Source organism: Bacillus sp. TH25 (assembly GCF_016650935.1).
In the GTDB taxonomy this organism is placed as follows: Bacteria; Bacillota; Bacilli; order Bacillales; family Bacillaceae_G; genus Bacillus_A; species Bacillus_A mycoides.
Map to the genome: position 1 here is coordinate 104,035 of NZ_JAEKEU010000002.1, position 16,428 is coordinate 120,462.

A 16,428-nucleotide genomic window follows, 5' to 3' on the forward strand; every position below is an offset into this window, starting at 1 on the left:
TTCAAAAAAATAAAAAGGATTACATACCTGAAACGATATATAATCCTTTTCATAAAAAAGAAATACATAGAAGTTTAGATAGTACAATCACAATCTGAGCAATCGGTACAATCTATTACGTCACAATCCAAATTTCTCTTTTTTTGCTTCTTTTTAAATAAAAATATAGTAGCACCATAAATAATACGCAAATAACAAAAGCTATTGTTGCTTCTATATATTTTTCATGAATGATAAAACCAATTCCACTTCCACCTGCTATAAAAATTAGAATTATGTAAATCCAAAACATGTAAGTAGCTACCTCCGTTGATATGTGGTTTAAGATGTAATCCATATAATACTAGATGCAATAAATACTCCCATACCATTACCGCTTAATAAGCCAGTAGTTACTCTTAGCAAATTTGTGCTGCTTCGCCATTTCCACTTTTGGGTGAATCCATCAATTAATAATGGAATTTGAGCAAAAAAGGATAGCATTAATGAGAGACTAAACGAAGGTGTTATTAAAAAGTAAATTGGAAACATACATAAACCAATAAACATACCTGTGCATCGCGCACATAAAGGCATGTATTTTTGTAGTTTAAGAAAACTCCTTTCCGGTAGTCTATGACAAGGAATGTTTAAAATGAAACTTCGAATCAATACGGACCATCCTCTCTACAAATATTTTAATTGATTTCGTAACAAAATTATAGAATTCTTACACTTCGTAGCGTATAACACTTTATAAATAAGAATTTATTCAAAAAAATACAAAAAGACAAATCAGGTTAATGACCGCCTGATTTGCCTCTTTGTTACAAAATTTTTATTTTACATCTCCTCAGGTGCCCCTACCCCAAGTAAACGTAACCCCTCTTTCAATACAACCGTCACAGCGTAAGCTAATGCGAGTCTACTCTCTTTCTCTTCGTTCTCTTCTAATATACGAACATTTCCATAATATTTATTGAACGCTTGTGCTACATCTAATACGTATTTTGAAATAGTAGATGGCTCATTTTTGTTGAAGGCCGCTTCAATTACTTGCGGGAATTTATTAAGTAATTTTACGACACTCCAGCTATAATCGTCTTTTAATGCAAACGTACAAGTTTCAAATTCTACACTGTCTTTTCTTAAAATTGAACAAGCACGCGCATGTGTGTACTGCACATATGGTCCTGTTTCTCCTTCAAATTTCAACATATTTTCTAATGAGAATTCGATATTATGCATACGCTCATTTTTTAAATCGTGGAAGATAACTGCTCCAATACCGACTTGTTTTGCCACTTCTTCTTTTTGTTTTAAATTCGGATTTTTCTCTTCAATATTTTGTTCCGCAAGCGCTACAGCTTCTTCTAGCACTTCTTCTAATAAAATAATTCTGCCCTTACGTGTCGACATTTTCTTACCATCTTTTAATATGAACCCGAACGGTACATGTTCCATACCATCGACCCAGTCATAACCAAGCTTTTTTAATACAGTGAAAAATTGATTGAAATGTAAGCTTTGTTCTGGGCCTACAACATATAACGCTTTATCAAATTCGTATGTGTTTTGACGATACAATGCCGCTGTTAAATCACGCGTTGCGTAAATAGTTGCACCATCTGATTTTCTAATTAAGCATGGCGGCATACCTTCTTTTTCTAAATTAACGACTAATGCGCCTTCTGATTCTTCAAGTAAATCGTGCTCTTCTAAAATCCCAATAAAGTCTTCCATTTTATCGTTATAGAAAGCTTCTCCTTGAAAGTTTGTAAATTCCACACCGAGAAGTTCATAAATACGAGAAAATTCTTTTAAAGACTCATGACGGAACCAATTCCAAAGTTCGACTGCTTCTTCATTTCCTTCTTCTAGTTTTTTAAACCATGATCGTCCTTCTTCTTCTAGTTCTTTGTTCTCTTTTGCTTCTTCATGAAACTGAACATATAACTTAAATAACTCACGTATCGGATCCTCTTTAACTACCTCTTCATTTCCCCATTTTTTATATGCGGTAATTAACTTTCCAAACTGCGTGCCCCAATCGCCAATATAATTGATTCCGACAACTTCATACCCACATTTTTCGGCGATATGTTTCAGCGAATTACCGATCATTGTAGAACGTAAATGCCCCATTGAAAAAGGTTTCGCGATATTAGGAGAGGAATAATCGATAACTACCGTTTTTTCACATCCAAAGTGATTTTGACCGTACTCTTCTTTCTCCGCTAAAATTATTTTTAATACTTCATCACTTACTGTTTCACGATTAAAAAATACATTTACATAAGGACCAACAGCCTCTACTTTCGTAAAGAACGGATCATTTAATTTCTCCGCCAATTCCTTCGCTATAATAGCTGGTGATTTTTTATATTGCTTCGCTAGTGAAAAGCATGGGAACGCTGCATCTCCGAATTCATCTTGTTTTGGTGTTTCGATTAAATCTAAAATTTGATTTTGTGTTAATTCATTCGTAAAAATATTCGATAAACTTTTCGCAAACTGCGTTTTATAATTCATACTATAACCTCCTTATTTTTTAAAACACAAAAAACTCGTCTCTAAAAAAGAGACGAGTTTTAACCCGTGGTACCACCCTTGTTGTTCATTTCGAACCACTTTCCCGTTTATAACGAGGACAGGGGGCCTCGGCTTACTCTACTATTCGTTCAAGAAGCGTCTCCGAAGTGCGCTTCATCTTTTTCTTCTGCACTAGGCTCACACCATCCCTAGCTCGCTTTCCTTCTGAAAAAGATTACTCTCTTCATCACAGACAGTATATTTAATTAATTATTGCTTATTATACATCTTTTCAAACAATTAGCAAGGGTCAATTAAACCAAAGTGAAACTTAGCACTTTTTCTTTTGTATACTTGAAAATTATGTTTTTCAAATCTAGAACTACGGAAATGATCTTTCAGAACGACACGCTTTCTCGCCACACGCTTCGCTTCCGCAATTGTTTCGTCAGTAATATCATGATACAAAGCGAAGTGTTTTAATCCTTTAATTCCATCTGATTCTATGACAGTTTCTTCAAACATCGGATCAAGGTAAACGACATCATAACTATTATCTTCACATTGTGTTAAAAATGCGTAATGCTCCGTTTGTTTTACATCGATTCTTTGCATTGCCTCATCGATTTCAGAAACAGATGAAGACCATGTTTTCAAGCCTTTTCCCATGATGTAAGCCATATATTCATTTCCTTCAAGCCCTGTTACTTTTCCGTTCTCACCAACGATATAACTAGCTACAATACTATCTGATGCCATACCAAGCGTACAATCTAATACTGTCATTCCGCTCTCTAATTTGGCAGCTTGTATAAACGGATCATGTTCTCCGCGCATTAACCTTTTCACACGAAACATCGCTGAGTTTGGATGAAAGAAAAACGACTCTTCCGTACCTTTTGGATAAATGGCTAATCGATTTTTCCCTACGACAAGTACATCTTGTTCATACTGCTCATGCAGTTTATGTACTGGTATGTCATTACGTTTAACGAAAGAAAGATTTAATTCTGCTGCTACCTTGTTTGCATAATCTTTCATTTCTTTATTTGTTCTTCCTGCTGTTGTTACTATCATTTTTTCACCTCTATATAAAGAAAAGAGGGAGATTCACTCTCCCCCTACTTTAGCAATTCTTTTCGAAAGCTTGTTCTAAGTTTGTAATAATTTCGTCCATTGTTGCGCCTTCAATTTCATGACGATGAATGAAGTGAACAACTTCTTTTCCTTTTAGTAATGCCATAGATGGTGAAGATGGAGGAATTTCTCCGAAGTATTCACGCATTTTCGCAGTAGCATCTTTATCTTGACCTGCAAATACAGTTACAAGATGATCAGGTTGTTTTTCAGCACGTACAACTGCTTGACCTGCTGATGGGCGTGCTAAACCAGCTGCACAACCACAAACAGAGTTTACAACTACTAAAGTTGTACCTGTTGCATTCTCAATAAATTCTGTTACAGCTTCTTCTGTAGTTAACTCTTCAAATCCAGAACGCACTAACTCTTGGCGCATTGGAATTACCATTTGACGCATGTATTCTTCATATGCATTTGACATCTTGTAATCTCCCCTTCAACTTTCATTCCAACTTCATCATATCACGCGCTATTAATAGGTGCAAAAGAAAGATAACGATGATTTCATTTTTTTGTAGGGATTTCACAAACCCCTTCACGGCAGTGTCCAACTGGGACAAGTTTTCTATTGTTAGCAATATAATCATATACTTTGCTTCCAAATCCAAGTACGATAGATAGCTTTATAAAAGGAACTGTAAACCAATAAGATGGAACGGCCTTTGCTAATACGTTAATGCTATGAATTCCGTCATACCACTTATTATTTTTTAAAATATACAATCTTTGTTCCATCTTACTTTGTAATTCTTGAGAAAGTTCATACTTCTCAACTACATCTTCATCTCGAAATGAAACAAATTTCATCTTACCCTTTTTATCTAATCTTTTCGTACGTTCTGCAACCGCCGTACACATCGGGCACCAACTATCATAGAAAACAATCATAAACTATTCCCCTTTACGAGACTCCGTCATTTGCTTCCATACTGATCCTTTTGCTTCTTCGCCGCCTTCAATACGTTCTAAAGCTAAACGTGCTTGCATCGCCACTTCAAACTCCGGATCATCTTCTGCTGCTTTTAGTGCCGGAATTGCACTTTCATCACCAAGTTCAAATAAGAACATTGCTGCACGCCAGCGTACTAATTTACTTGAATCTTTCAGAGATTTAATCATAACGAACATCGCTGCTGGATCACCTACGTCTGATAAGCAATCTCCTGCTGTACGACGAACACTTACTGAACGATCTAATAACGCTTTATATAATAACGGCAATACTCCATCACCTTTTACCATACCTAAATAAGCTGTTGCTAGGCGGCGGATAGATACTTTCTCATCATCTAATGCCATTTTCAATACCATCATATCTTCTTCCGTTGGATCCATTTGTTCTAAAGCTGCAAAACGGTTTTTCCAGTCAGAATCTTTCATCATCTCTTCTGTTACTTTATATGGCTCACGCTTTTGAATCGTTACTTCAACAGCACCTGCTTGATCTAATAATTCTTTAACCGTTTCATTTACACGTTCTTCTGAATAAGCAGCAATAATTTCTTCTACTACTTCTTTCCCGATTTCTTCAAAATTACCGTAACGTGTACTTTGCTCTACCCACTTACGCTCTTTCACAACGTTAGGTGCAGACATTTGCACTTTCATAATTGATTCTTTAAAACGATCAGGTAAACCAACACGCTCTTCTGAGGTTCCATCTGTTAACTTCACTTGCATCGGAATTGTAAAGAACATTTGAACAAACACTTTCACTTCTCCAAAATGAGAAAGTTGTTGTTCTTCGCTTTCTTCCACTATTTCTTCACCGAAAACAGCACGAACTTGTTGTAATAAAACTTTCCAGTCATACTTCGCATTTCGCTCCACTGCTAAAAAGTCTGCAACATGATACACACCTTTAATGCCTTCAATCTTCAAAATTTCTTGCACTTGCACTGGTGCTTGTTCTTTATTTTCATTTGTATAATTATTACGCGCTCCTGATGGTAATACTTCATTCAAAATAACTTTCATTGTATTTGGACTTGGCGTCGGTTCAATTGCTTTAATCTTCACGTAAAAAACTCTCCTTTATTGCGTGTTCTTAGCTGTATTGTAACATGTTATCCCTCTATACTCCTACTCGGATGCTTAATTTTACTAATTCCTCTTCTACATTTTTAGAATTTCAATTATTTCTATTTTCACCTAATCGTTCCGGAACTATAGTTAAAAGTCTAATTGACAATAACAAAAAAAGGTATTAATCTTAACTCATAAAATGACCATGGTCATTTTATGAGTTAAGTCACTTAATTGTGGAGGGATAACAAATGAATAATGTCATGATTATAGGTGGTGGTATTGCTGGTCTTTGCGCAGCAATTTCCTTACAAAAAATAGGATTAGATGTAAAAGTATATGACAAAAATATTGAAACTACTGTTGCTGGTGCAGGTATTATCATTGCCCCAAATGCGATGCAAGCACTTGAACCATACGGAATTTCTGAGCAAATAAAAAAATTTGGCAACGAAAGTGACGGTTTTAACCTTGTAGCCGAAAAAGGAACTATATTTAGTAAATTGACCATTCCAGCTTGTTATCCAAAAATGTACTCCATTCATAGAAAAGATTTACATCAATTGCTACTTTCCGAACTACAAGAAGGTACTGTCGAATGGGGAAAAGAGTGCGTAAAAATAGAACAAAATGAAGAAAACGCCTTAAAAATATTATTTCAAGATGGTAGTGAAGCACTCGGCAATATACTCATTGCTGCAGATGGTATTCATTCTGTCGTTCGAAAACAAGTAACACAAAGTGACGGTTATCGTTATGCCGGTTATACGTGTTGGCGCGGCGTAACTCCAGCTCATAGTCTATCTTTAACAAACGATTTTATTGAAACTTGGGGAACAAACGGTAGATTTGGTATCGTCCCTCTCCCAAACAACGAAGTATACTGGTATGCGCTCATAAACGCTAAAGCTAGAGATCCCAAATACAAGGATTACACAACAGCAGATTTGTATAATCATTTCAAAACTTACCATAACCCCATCCCATCTATTTTAAATAACGCCTCTGACATTGATATGATTCATCGTGATATTGTAGACATTATTCCAATGAAACAGTTTTTTGACAAACGCATCGTCTTTATTGGGGATGCTGCCCATGCACTTACACCTAATTTAGGCCAAGGAGCTTGTCAGGCAATTGAAGATGCTATTATTCTTGCTGAATGCATCAAAAATAATGCCCACTATCGCCAAGCATTTATAGAATACGAACAAAAAAGACGAGAAAGAATTGAAAAAATCTCAAACACTGCGTGGAAAGTTGGAAAAATGGCTCAAATAGAAAGTAAACCTTTAACTATACTAAGAAACCAAGCAATGAAACATATTCCGAAATGGATTTCTGATAGGCAAGCACATGAACTATACAGTTTTCATTTATGACAAACTCCAACGAAAAGTATGAACGGAATTCTCTCTATCCTTCTTTCAATTGTATTAAACAGTAAAATTAGGAGGCATGAAATAAGATTTCATTTGAGATACTCTAATAAACAGATATAATTGTTTGTATTAGGAGTCGATTATATGCTTAGAGAAACGAGAAAAAAAGAATTAAAAGAACTTATATTCCTAAAAGCAGTACAGCTCTTTCAAGAACGTGGGTACGAAAATGTAACAGTTCAAGATATTACTACTGCATGCGGGATTGCAAAAGGAACTTTCTTCAACTACTTTCCGAAAAAAGAAAACATATTATTATTTTTAGGTGATTCTCAAATTGAACTATGGAATGAAAGCTTAAAAACATATGAAAATGTGGAACATCCAAAAGAACGAATCAAACTTGTTTTAGGAGACTTACTGGATCGCTTTACTGGACATGGAGAATTAATGAAGCATGCTGTTTTTGAAATTATTAAATCTAACTACTTAGTAGAAAATGAATTAAAAAGTATACAACAGCTACAAGAAAGTTTGTCTTCAATTATTACAGCAGCGAAAGAAACAGGAAAATTAAACAGTCAATGGGATATAAATATTATCACTTCTACTATTATGAGTACTTATTTTTATACACTAATGTCCCACTCGCTATTACACGCTAATGAAACAAGTGCGAAAAATATACTTAATCAACAATTGGATATTGTTTGGGAAGGTATCAATCAAAAATAAAAGAGGGCTCTGCTACAAAGCCCTCTTTTATTTTAATACTCCTTATTTCTTATGCGATGCCCCCTCCCTCCTTCTCTCCAAAAAGGTAATACTCTCAATCACAACTTCAGTTCTATATATTTTCTTTCCTTTCTCATCATCATAATTATTCGTATGAATACGCCCTGTAATCCCAACAAGTGACCCCTTCGTACAATATTCCGTTACATTTTCAGCCGACCTTCTCCAAACAACACAATTTATAAAATCTACTTGTTGTTCACCTAAACTATTTCGAAACCCTCTATTCACCGCAACACATATTCGCGCATAAGCGACACCTTGTTTTGTGAAGTATAATTCTGGCTCCTTTGTCAATCTACCGATTAATACAACTCGATTCATCATAAGTTATACCACCTCACATATTTTTCTTCATTGTAAAGAAAAATGTTTGAAGGGTAAAAAGCGCAAATTAATATGTTTGTAAGTAAAAAGTATTACTTTATATCTTACAAAAGTAAAAAAGAAACCCTACATATTTTAAACATGTAAGGTTTCCAAAAATATTATACTTCACTGCAAGATATGTAATATCCTCCACGAGCCATCTTTATTTTAGCGCGATACATTACATTTTCTAAGTAGAAAGTAATCGGTTTAACTTTACTCTCAAACTTTAATTGTTCATTACATTCAGCCCCATATCCTTCAATAGCTGAACGAATGACTTCTGCTGATGGATATGTTAAAGCGTCATCTAGTTCTATGAAAAAACTTTTAGAATATAGTTTTTTCATAATTCCTTTTTTCTCTTTCATCATATTCCATCCCCCTTCAATTCAAGTCGCCAACATCCATATTTTCAATTTATCTTTAAAAATAAAAAAACCTGCACATTTCATGCAGGTTTTTTCATTAGTCATTTTTCGTAAAGTAAGAAACGAAACGAAGAATTTCTAAGTATAACCATACTAGCGTCATCATTAGACCCATTGCACTGTACCATTCCATATATTTTGGAGCTTGGCTACGTGCACCGCTTTCGATTAAATCGAAATCTAGTAATAAATTTAATGCAGCAACTACAATAACAACCGCACTAATGATCATACCGATTGTTCCACCTTGGTGAATATATGGAACAGTTACACCGAACATGTTTAGTAAGAATACGATTAAATACATAACCATAATCCCCATTGTAGCGGCAATTACACCCGTACGGAATTTATCAGTTACTTTTACTACGCGCGTTGCATATAAAACTAACATCGCAAATAGAATAGAAATTGTTAGTAATACAGCGTTTAAAACGATAGTATCGCCAAATTTCATTGTATAAACCGCTGAAATACTTCCTAATACTACCCCTTCTACCGCTGCATAGATTGGTGCACCAATTGGTGATATGCGCGGGAAGAAGATAGATGCAAATGCAACGATTGCCGCAATAACTAAAGCACCAATTAATACTGGCATTTTCATCGTACCTTGCGTCATCTGTATGTATGAATAGACAGACGTTGCAAGCAGCAAGATAAGCATAATAAACGTTTTGCCTACTGTTCCGCCAATAGTCATCGCAGAAGTATTTGCTCCCTCTTTACGGAATGCCTCTTTTTTCAACATTGGATTAGATGTTCTCATTTTTTCCCTCCTAAAATAGGTTCTACCAATAGTGTAAAGTTTTTCTCTTTACTTTTCAATATATGCAGCTTGTTTTTATTTTAATCCTTCAACGATGTCGGATAGTTCACTCCATCGTTCCATCGTTTTTTCTAGCTCTTCTTCTATCTTCTGCCCTGCTTCAGATAATTCTTGGGCCTTTGTGAAGTCAGATCCAACATTCGTAAGTTCTTCTCCAATTGACTCAAGTTTCTCTTCTAGTTGTGCAATTGTATCTTCAATTGTTTCCCATTCACGCTGCTCATTGTAAGAAAGTTTACGTTTACGTTGTTGTTTCGGAGCCTCTTCTACTACTTTTTTCTCCTTTTGAACTTCTGCTTTCCCAATGAGTTCTCTCGTTTTTTCCATTTCTAAATACTCTGTATAACTACCTAGGAATTCACGCACTTCGCCTTCGCCAGTAAAGATGAACAATTCATCTACTACTTTATCTAAGAAGTAACGGTCATGCGATACAGTTAAAACGACACCTGGGAAATCTTCTAAATAATCTTCTAGCACTGTTAATGTTTGTGTGTCTAAATCATTCGTAGGCTCATCAAGTAATAGTACGTTTGGTTCTCCCATTAAAATACGCAATAAATATAACCTTCTTCTTTCGCCACCAGATAGTTTACCAAGCGTTGTTCCATGTGAATGTGGTAGGAATAAGAAACGTTCTAGCATTTGAGATGCGCCAATTACTTTTCCGTCTGTCGTATGAATAACTTCCGCAATTTCTTTAATGTATTCAATCATACGCTGGTTTAAATTCATCTCTTCATTTTCTTGCGTATAATAGGCAACTTTTACAGTTTGTCCTACTTCAATTTCACCACTATCAGGAGAGAATTTTCCTGCAAGCATATTTAATAGTGATGATTTTCCGCTTCCATTTGCTCCGATGATTCCGATACGATCACCAGGCTTCACAATATGATTAAAGTTATGTAATACTGTTTTATCACCAAATTTTTTCGTTACATCTTTTAATTCAAGTACTTTCTTTCCTAAACGACTTCCACTTAGTGCAATATCAACTGATTGCTTCGCTGCTGGTCCTTCTTGTCCCTTCAGCTCATCAAAACGCTGAATACGCGCCTTTTGTTTCGTAGAACGGGCTTTTGCACCACGGCGAATCCAAGCAAGTTCACGACGATATAAATTTTGGCGTTTTGATTCTTGTGCCGATTCTTGCTCTTCACGAAGTGCTTTCGCTTCTAAAAATGTACTGTAGTTTCCTTCGTAGCTATACAGTTTACCGTTATCTAATTCAAAAATACGGTTTGTCACACGATCTAAAAAATAACGATCATGGGTTACAAGTAATACCGCACCTGTATATCTTGCTAAATATTCTTCTAACCATTCAACTGTCTCATGGTCAAGATGGTTCGTAGGCTCATCCAAAATTAATAAATCAGGTGTTTCAATAAAACATTGCGCCATTGCAATACGCTTTTTTTGTCCACCAGATAGGTTTCCAACAGTTGCTGTAAAATCAGTAATTCCTAATTTCGTTAATAACGATTTTGCATTCGCATTTGCTTCCCATGCACTCATCGCATCCATACGTTGCTGCACTGCAAATAATTGTTCCTGTACTTTTTCATTACTTGGATCTTTTTCGATATTTAATAACGATTGTTCATAATCACGAAGAAGACGAATTAAAGGTGTATCACCATGGAACACTTGCTCTAATACTGTTAGTTTTTCATCAAACTCTGGTTGCTGTGATAAATAACTAATTGTATATCCGCGTGAATGCGTCATATCACCTGTATCAGGAGTTTCTAATCCTGCAATAATTTTTAATAACGTTGATTTACCAGTACCGTTTACACCGATAATTCCGACACGTTGTCCTTCTGTAATACTACATGATAATCCATCAAATAACGGTTTTTCTCCGTATGATTTCGATAAGTTCTCCACAGTTAACATTTTCATATTTGTGCATTCCACTCTTTCATAAATTGTTCAATAAACTGTTCCATATAACGATGACGAACTTCAGCCTCTTGTTTTGCTGCGTTCGTGTTCATTAAATCTTTTAGTTTTAAAAGCTTTTCATAAAAATGATTTAAAGATGGATCATTATTTTTTCTATATTCATCTTTCGTCATCACTTCTCGAGGAGGGATAGTTGGATCATACATTAATCTCCCTTTCGCTCCTCCGTATGCAAACGTTCGAGCTATTCCAATTGCACCAAGAGCATCTAAACGATCCGCATCTTGAACAATTCTCCCTTCAAGTGACTCAACTGTGCCACCATGACCGCCCTTATAAGACATATTGGCGATGATATGAAGAACATGCTTACTTTCCTCTTCTTCAACACGTAACTCTTCTAACCAATCAGAAACTTTTTTCATTCCTGCTTCTTCACTCTCATTTAACTTCTCATCTGCTACATCGTGAAGTAATGCTGCCATTTCAATTATAAAACGATTTCCCCCTTCTTGCTCGGATAAAGAAATCGCCAATTTATGTACGCGTTCAATATGATACCAATCATGCCCACTCGCATCTTTTTCTAAAATATGCTTTACGAAAGTTATTGTTTTTTGTATTTTTTCTTGTTTTATCATTTTATCTTCACCCAGTTACTTATTGTAACACGCCCGCATTTTTTCATCACATATTTTATTGTCCGCCCATACACTAGGTGGTAGGCATCATTATGAAGGAGGAATAAAAATGTTCTATAATAACCAACCGCCTTACCCACAACAACCTCTTTATCCTCAACATCAGGAACAAAGATATGCTGAACAATATGAGGAGCAAGAGACACAACATCAAGAGCCACAATACGAACAAAATCCATACGCAACACCGCAAAATCAAGAAACTGAATATCCTCAAAACCCTTATGACACACGTCCAAATTATGAATATCCTCAGAATCCATACGTAGCACAACCTAGCCAAGAACCTCAATTTCAAGGTACTCCATACGAGACGCAACCACAATATCAACAAAATCCATACCAACAACAAATGTATCAACCAAACTATGACGCACGTGTCTCACCACCTAAACCACCAACAATTGATCCGACGCAACCACAAATATTACCACCTGGGCCGACTTTAGATATTACACAACCACAAATTTTACCACCTGGACCTATTACAGAACCAACGCAACAACAAATCCAACAAGTTGTCGGTACACAGTTTTTACCTTTAAAGAAACCTGTACTTGATTTCGTAAAACCTTGGGTAGATTACGGATTGAATGAAGCGAAACATACATCACACAAACATGCTTTAACAGAAGTTGCTGCGATTATGTTCTTAGTTGGTAAAGGATTCAACCCAACGATTGCTCATTATATTGTAGAATCTTGGGAGAAGAATGAGCAGTTTTAGAATTGTTGATTTTAAAAAACATAAAAACCTCAAAAATGCCAAATCCCTTATGTCACAAAGGATTTGGCATTTTTAAGTTTCTAGAAAAAACCGCTAAATATAAAGAGGAATTAAAAGTCATAAATCCGGTACAATACTGTATCCACGCCCAAGGAACTGTCAAATGAAATAACGTGTCTAACTTTTTGGAGTCTATTGACCTTTTCAAATCCCCTTATATTAATGCTCACTATTAAGACCTTCTCCTTCTAGGACCTACAATTAATTTGATCGCTGTTCTTTCTTGATTATCGATAGTAACCTCTTGAAACGCTGGAACAAGAACCAAGTCAATGCCACTTGGAGCTACAAAACCTCTTGCAATCGCAATTGCTTTAATCGCTTGATTTAAAGAACCAGCTCCAATCACTTGGATTTCTACTTTGCCACTTGCTCTTAGTACGCCCGCTATTGCACCTGCCACTGAATTCGGACTTGATTTTGAGGATACCTTTAATATATTTTCCATGTAAGTTGCTCCCTCTATTATTTAATCTCTCTTTTCTTACTGTTTGAAATATAACTAACGTATCTTTAACTACTATTCGAAATAAATACAAACAATTCTGTATAATTACATTCATTCGATATTTTTTGCCTTCTTCCTGCACAACTACATAAATAAAAAGCGACGACTAAGTTAAAAACTTAATCATCGCTTTATCCATTTCTCTGTTTCACTAAAATGCTGTCCTTTAAATACTTCTCTTCTTTACTTTGGCGATATACTATCTTAAAGTTTAAATACTTCAACATTTTAAAACCTTGGATAGAGTTATCTGCTAAATATTCATCCTTTTTCTTCTCCAAAATTCATTACATAGAATATTCTAACTCCATTTTTTTGAAAACTATATCTCCTCATTAAAGCACTTTATATTATGCCAGCTTTTTATCCCAAATCTATTACCTTATATATGGACAAGTATACACGCCAATTGCTTTTCGATTGCATAAACTACTATGTGTTATACATTTATTAATAATAGGAGGTAATATATTGGGTTCATACTATCATTCTTCAAGTTCATATAAAAGATCTTCATGCCACTCTTCTTCTAGTTCATATAAAAAATGTTCGTGCCATCAATCTTCCAGTTCGTATAAAAAATGTTCATGCGACCATTCACATAAATCATCTAAGCCTGCTTACGGCACTTTTTGGCAAACTGAGTTTATAACTGTTCCTTTTGGCAGTTCTTTTCCGTTTAATCACGTTGGCCCTTTGGCAGGAGGAGTTTCCTTATTAAATCCGACTACTATACAATTTAGTAAAGCTGGTGATTATAGAATTTCTTTCATTTCAAGTATTAACACTACGTTAAATCCTGTATTTCCCCATATTCCAGTCATAACTATATTTTTAAATAATAATCCACTTGCTAATAGTCAAGGTGATTTCGCTTTTCAAATGAATACTTCATCAAATAACGAATGCCTTCAACTAGTCGGCGAAACTATTGTTACGGTGCCTGCTAATTCAACTCTTCAACTTAGAAATAATAGTGGTTTCAATCATCAAAGTATTGTAACTTGTGATAATGGTATAAATTCAGTTGAATTAACAGTTACAAAACTAAGTTAATACTATTCCCTCACATTCAGATACTAATTTAGTATCTTTTTTTATTGCATAACGTTTTTTTGATTCCTATCGTCCTCTTATACAACATAAACTCCCATTTCACTTTTCTATTCATCTAATAAACATGAAAAAGTGCCGAAATCCTTCTGCCACAAGAATTCGGCACTTTTTTTATTAAAACCGATCATTCTTTCCTACTTCTCCACATAAACCGATTTAACTATCGTACGATTATAAGGTTGTCCTTCCTTATTCATTCCTTTCATATCAATTGTAACGTTATATACACCTGGCTGTTCTATATTTTTCAAAGCACCTGTAAATGTAGTTGTATTAATGTTTTTCGATTCATTTGATTCAGAAACTAATTTTCCATCTTTATTAATTACTCGTACTGTTACTGAAAGATCGCCTTTCATTTCTGGAGCTACAGGTGATTTTTTGAGTTTATACTCTGCTTTATTTACTTTAACCTTTGCCGGCATTTGAAGGACGAACGGAGCATCTTTTTTGTAATCGGTCACGATTAAATATGCATCTTTCGGCTGCTTCGCCATCATTTTAACTTGCCATTCTCCTGCTTCCATTTTATCAAATTTAAATGTTCTTATAGTGGCTCCTTTAAAGAGAGATTCACCTTCACCAGTAGATACAGCACTATCTTTATTTGTATAAACTTTTCCTTTTGGAGATATTAGTTGTATTTCTACATCCGAAGAAGCTGTTAAAACAGAAACTACCCCTTCTGCCTTTTTATCAACTGCGACAGTTTGTCCTACCCACTCATTTTGTGACAACTCTCCTCCTAAAATAGCTTGATTAGAGGTTGTGTTTAATTGTTCTACCTTTTCCTCTGAACTATTACTTGGGGCTAATAAAACCGGTACTGGTACATTCGCTGTCCGTAAATATGGTTCAATTCGTGCGAAAACAGCTGAACCTTTTCGGATATTATCATGATCAAACCGTGAATCTGTAAATAAATGTGTTCCATATGGTAACTTAGCACTCCATTCGTTCACCAATCCATCATTAGAACCGTATGATGACAAATACAACCCGCCCATAGATAGTGCTGAAAAAACAGGTCCCCAGCTTGTCCCAGTAGCCGTATAGTAACGGTTTAATTTAGCTGCAGGATTATTATCTATTGTAGAACGAAACTTTGCCATTTCACCTATTTGCAATGAATATGTCCCATCATCTTTTTGACCTAATATAGAGGCAAGCCATCCTGCCCACCAACTATATGATAAATCCGCTAAATTGGATCCGTAATGCGGAGTGGCAAGCGTAATAACACTTCCAACAAATCGATTCGCTCCATATCCAACTAACGCAGCTTGTGTATCAATACCACCTTTACTGTGAGCTACAATATTTACTTTTTTGCCAAAATGATTATAAATCTCTTCAAGCTTTTGTGCTAACAATTTTCCATTGTCCCATTGGCTAGCTGATCCTTTCCCCGCGGCATCATATAATTGAATAAATACAGTTTGATAGCCTGCTTTCAAAGCATAATCGTACATATCATTCATCTCATGATATACTGTCTTTCCATACCAACTATCCGCATTACCATTTCTTCCTTGTACAAAGAGAATTGGTGGTTTATTCTCATCATAATTAGCAGGTTTCTGACCTAAAAACCATTCTCCAGGAGTAAATACTTCTTGATCTGGAAAGCCAGTCTTAAGCTCTGTTACAACCTCCGCGTGTACATTTGCACTAAAAACCATCGGACTCATAAAACAAAGTACAATAAATAATGCGATACTCCTTTTCATAATTCCCATTAACATCCCCCTTTTTCTCCTGAAAGAAAACGCTACCATTCCGCTGAACACCAATTGTTTTAAATTCCATTTAATCAATTACTTTTACGTTACAATATAATAAGAAATTAATAGCCGCATTCCTTTCTTATCAAACGTTATTCTCTCAACATTTCTTCATTCCTTTTTACAATAAGCG

General features: G+C 35.3%; 17 protein-coding genes, 1 pseudogene and 1 other annotated feature. Of the genes and pseudogenes, 4 read left to right on the forward strand and 14 right to left on the reverse strand.

Annotated features, from left to right (window positions below; translation table 11 throughout):
- Nucleotides 1–74 precede the first annotated feature (74 nt).
- The 7 genes and pseudogenes from JFT89_RS00580 to JFT89_RS00610 form a co-directional block, all read right to left on the reverse strand.
- Nucleotides 75–292: pseudogene (locus JFT89_RS00580) on the reverse strand (hypothetical protein).
- 29 nt (nucleotides 293–321) lie between these two features.
- The gene (locus JFT89_RS00585) at nucleotides 322–651 is read right to left on the reverse strand and encodes a DUF2085 domain-containing protein (RefSeq protein WP_016094146.1); all 330 of its coding nucleotides are present in this window, start codon (nucleotides 649–651) and stop codon (nucleotides 322–324) included.
- Between the two features lie 171 nt (nucleotides 652–822).
- Nucleotides 823–2,511 carry an arginine--tRNA ligase gene (argS, locus tag JFT89_RS00590; protein ID WP_201039347.1) on the reverse strand — a complete coding sequence of 563 codons (1,689 nt, stop codon included), beginning with the start codon at nucleotides 2,509–2,511 and terminating at the stop codon, nucleotides 823–825.
- Between the two features lie 45 nt (nucleotides 2,512–2,556).
- Nucleotides 2,557–2,771, reverse strand: a binding site (T-box leader).
- 40 nt (nucleotides 2,772–2,811) lie between these two features.
- The gene (locus JFT89_RS00595) at nucleotides 2,812–3,588 is read right to left on the reverse strand and encodes a class I SAM-dependent methyltransferase (protein ID WP_016094148.1); all 777 of its coding nucleotides are present in this window, start codon (nucleotides 3,586–3,588) and stop codon (nucleotides 2,812–2,814) included.
- 49 nt (nucleotides 3,589–3,637) lie between these two features.
- Nucleotides 3,638–4,072, reverse strand: coding sequence for a BrxA/BrxB family bacilliredoxin (locus JFT89_RS00600; protein ID WP_002065140.1), 435 nt, complete (start codon nucleotides 4,070–4,072; stop codon nucleotides 3,638–3,640).
- A gap of 83 nt (nucleotides 4,073–4,155) precedes the next feature.
- A complete protein-coding gene (locus tag JFT89_RS00605; protein ID WP_016094149.1) occupies nucleotides 4,156–4,539 on the reverse strand; it encodes a thiol-disulfide oxidoreductase DCC family protein in 384 nt (127 codons plus the stop codon).
- A gap of 3 nt (nucleotides 4,540–4,542) precedes the next feature.
- Nucleotides 4,543–5,670 (reverse strand): conserved virulence factor C family protein, encoded by a 1,128-nt coding sequence (locus JFT89_RS00610; protein ID WP_016094150.1) that lies wholly within the window; start codon nucleotides 5,668–5,670, stop codon nucleotides 4,543–4,545.
- Nucleotides 5,671–5,927: 257 nt separating this feature from the next.
- Here JFT89_RS00610 and JFT89_RS00615 point away from each other — a divergent pair, with 257 nt between their 5' ends.
- Nucleotides 5,928–7,061 (forward strand): FAD-dependent oxidoreductase, encoded by a 1,134-nt coding sequence (locus JFT89_RS00615; protein WP_002065137.1) that lies wholly within the window; start codon nucleotides 5,928–5,930, stop codon nucleotides 7,059–7,061.
- A gap of 144 nt (nucleotides 7,062–7,205) precedes the next feature.
- The gene (locus JFT89_RS00620) at nucleotides 7,206–7,796 is read left to right on the forward strand and encodes a TetR/AcrR family transcriptional regulator (protein WP_016094151.1); all 591 of its coding nucleotides are present in this window, start codon (nucleotides 7,206–7,208) and stop codon (nucleotides 7,794–7,796) included.
- A 42-nt stretch (nucleotides 7,797–7,838) separates the two neighbouring features.
- Here the strand turns inward: JFT89_RS00620 and JFT89_RS00625 are convergent, their stop codons facing one another.
- The 5 genes from JFT89_RS00625 to JFT89_RS00645 all read right to left on the reverse strand — a co-directional run bounded on the left by JFT89_RS00625 (nucleotide 7,839) and on the right by JFT89_RS00645 (nucleotide 12,040).
- Nucleotides 7,839–8,183: a single-stranded DNA-binding protein gene (locus tag JFT89_RS00625; RefSeq protein WP_016094152.1), complete on the reverse strand. Its 345-nt coding sequence runs from the start codon at nucleotides 8,181–8,183 to the stop codon at nucleotides 7,839–7,841.
- Nucleotides 8,184–8,344: 161 nt separating this feature from the next.
- On the reverse strand, nucleotides 8,345–8,599 hold the full coding sequence (locus JFT89_RS00630) for a DUF4318 domain-containing protein (RefSeq protein WP_002065133.1): 255 nt from the start codon (nucleotides 8,597–8,599) through the stop codon (nucleotides 8,345–8,347).
- Nucleotides 8,600–8,693: 94 nt separating this feature from the next.
- Complete coding sequence (locus JFT89_RS00635; protein WP_016094153.1) at nucleotides 8,694–9,425, reverse strand: Bax inhibitor-1/YccA family protein; 732 nt, start codon at nucleotides 9,423–9,425, stop codon at nucleotides 8,694–8,696.
- Nucleotides 9,426–9,500: 75 nt separating this feature from the next.
- Complete coding sequence (locus tag JFT89_RS00640; protein WP_201039348.1) at nucleotides 9,501–11,396, reverse strand: ABC-F family ATP-binding cassette domain-containing protein; 1,896 nt, start codon at nucleotides 11,394–11,396, stop codon at nucleotides 9,501–9,503.
- Nucleotides 11,393–12,040, reverse strand: a complete 648-nt coding sequence (locus JFT89_RS00645) for an HD domain-containing protein (RefSeq protein ID WP_002065130.1) — start codon at nucleotides 12,038–12,040, stop codon at nucleotides 11,393–11,395. Before JFT89_RS00645 ends, JFT89_RS00640 begins: the two co-directional genes overlap by 4 nt.
- 109 nt (nucleotides 12,041–12,149) lie before the next feature.
- On the opposite strand from JFT89_RS00645, the gene JFT89_RS00650 reads away from it, so the two are divergent.
- Nucleotides 12,150–12,827 carry a hypothetical protein gene (locus JFT89_RS00650; RefSeq protein ID WP_002065129.1) on the forward strand — a complete coding sequence of 226 codons (678 nt, stop codon included), beginning with the start codon at nucleotides 12,150–12,152 and terminating at the stop codon, nucleotides 12,825–12,827.
- Between the two features lie 232 nt (nucleotides 12,828–13,059).
- On the opposite strand, the gene JFT89_RS00655 is transcribed toward JFT89_RS00650, so the two are convergent.
- Nucleotides 13,060–13,335, reverse strand: coding sequence for a stage V sporulation protein S (locus tag JFT89_RS00655; RefSeq protein WP_002035358.1), 276 nt, complete (start codon nucleotides 13,333–13,335; stop codon nucleotides 13,060–13,062).
- A gap of 531 nt (nucleotides 13,336–13,866) precedes the next feature.
- Between JFT89_RS00655 and JFT89_RS00660 the strand changes: the two genes are divergently transcribed.
- The gene (locus tag JFT89_RS00660; protein WP_016094155.1) at nucleotides 13,867–14,451 is read left to right on the forward strand and encodes a hypothetical protein; all 585 of its coding nucleotides are present in this window, start codon (nucleotides 13,867–13,869) and stop codon (nucleotides 14,449–14,451) included.
- A gap of 194 nt (nucleotides 14,452–14,645) precedes the next feature.
- Here the strand turns inward: JFT89_RS00660 and JFT89_RS00665 are convergent, their stop codons facing one another.
- On the reverse strand, nucleotides 14,646–16,256 hold the full coding sequence (locus tag JFT89_RS00665) for a lipase family alpha/beta hydrolase (protein WP_002065125.1): 1,611 nt from the start codon (nucleotides 16,254–16,256) through the stop codon (nucleotides 14,646–14,648).
- Nucleotides 16,257–16,428 lie beyond the last annotated feature (172 nt).

What these genes read in the sequence shown, in the direction of transcription:
- argS (WP_201039347.1), bottom strand. Translation starts at nt 2,511, where the DNA reads ATGAATTATAAAACGCAGTTTGCGAAAAGTTTATCGAATATTTTTACG.
- JFT89_RS00595 (WP_016094148.1), bottom strand. Translation starts at nt 3,588, where the DNA reads ATGATAGTAACAACAGCAGGAAGAACAAATAAAGAAATGAAAGATTAT.
- JFT89_RS00600 (WP_002065140.1), bottom strand. Translation starts at nt 4,072, where the DNA reads ATGTCAAATGCATATGAAGAATACATGCGTCAAATGGTAATTCCAATG.
- JFT89_RS00605 (WP_016094149.1), bottom strand. Translation starts at nt 4,539, where the DNA reads ATGATTGTTTTCTATGATAGTTGGTGCCCGATGTGTACGGCGGTTGCA.
- JFT89_RS00615 (WP_002065137.1), top strand. Translation starts at nt 5,928, where the DNA reads ATGAATAATGTCATGATTATAGGTGGTGGTATTGCTGGTCTTTGCGCA.
- JFT89_RS00620 (WP_016094151.1), top strand. Translation starts at nt 7,206, where the DNA reads ATGCTTAGAGAAACGAGAAAAAAAGAATTAAAAGAACTTATATTCCTA.
- JFT89_RS00625 (WP_016094152.1), bottom strand. Translation starts at nt 8,183, where the DNA reads ATGATGAATCGAGTTGTATTAATCGGTAGATTGACAAAGGAGCCAGAA.
- JFT89_RS00630 (WP_002065133.1), bottom strand. Translation starts at nt 8,599, where the DNA reads ATGATGAAAGAGAAAAAAGGAATTATGAAAAAACTATATTCTAAAAGT.
- JFT89_RS00635 (WP_016094153.1), bottom strand. Translation starts at nt 9,425, where the DNA reads ATGAGAACATCTAATCCAATGTTGAAAAAAGAGGCATTCCGTAAAGAG.
- JFT89_RS00640 (WP_201039348.1), bottom strand. Translation starts at nt 11,396, where the DNA reads ATGAAAATGTTAACTGTGGAGAACTTATCGAAATCATACGGAGAAAAA.
- JFT89_RS00645 (WP_002065130.1), bottom strand. Translation starts at nt 12,040, where the DNA reads ATGATAAAACAAGAAAAAATACAAAAAACAATAACTTTCGTAAAGCAT.
- JFT89_RS00650 (WP_002065129.1), top strand. Translation starts at nt 12,150, where the DNA reads ATGTTCTATAATAACCAACCGCCTTACCCACAACAACCTCTTTATCCT.
- JFT89_RS00655 (WP_002035358.1), bottom strand. Translation starts at nt 13,335, where the DNA reads ATGGAAAATATATTAAAGGTATCCTCAAAATCAAGTCCGAATTCAGTG.
- JFT89_RS00665 (WP_002065125.1), bottom strand. Translation starts at nt 16,256, where the DNA reads ATGTTAATGGGAATTATGAAAAGGAGTATCGCATTATTTATTGTACTT.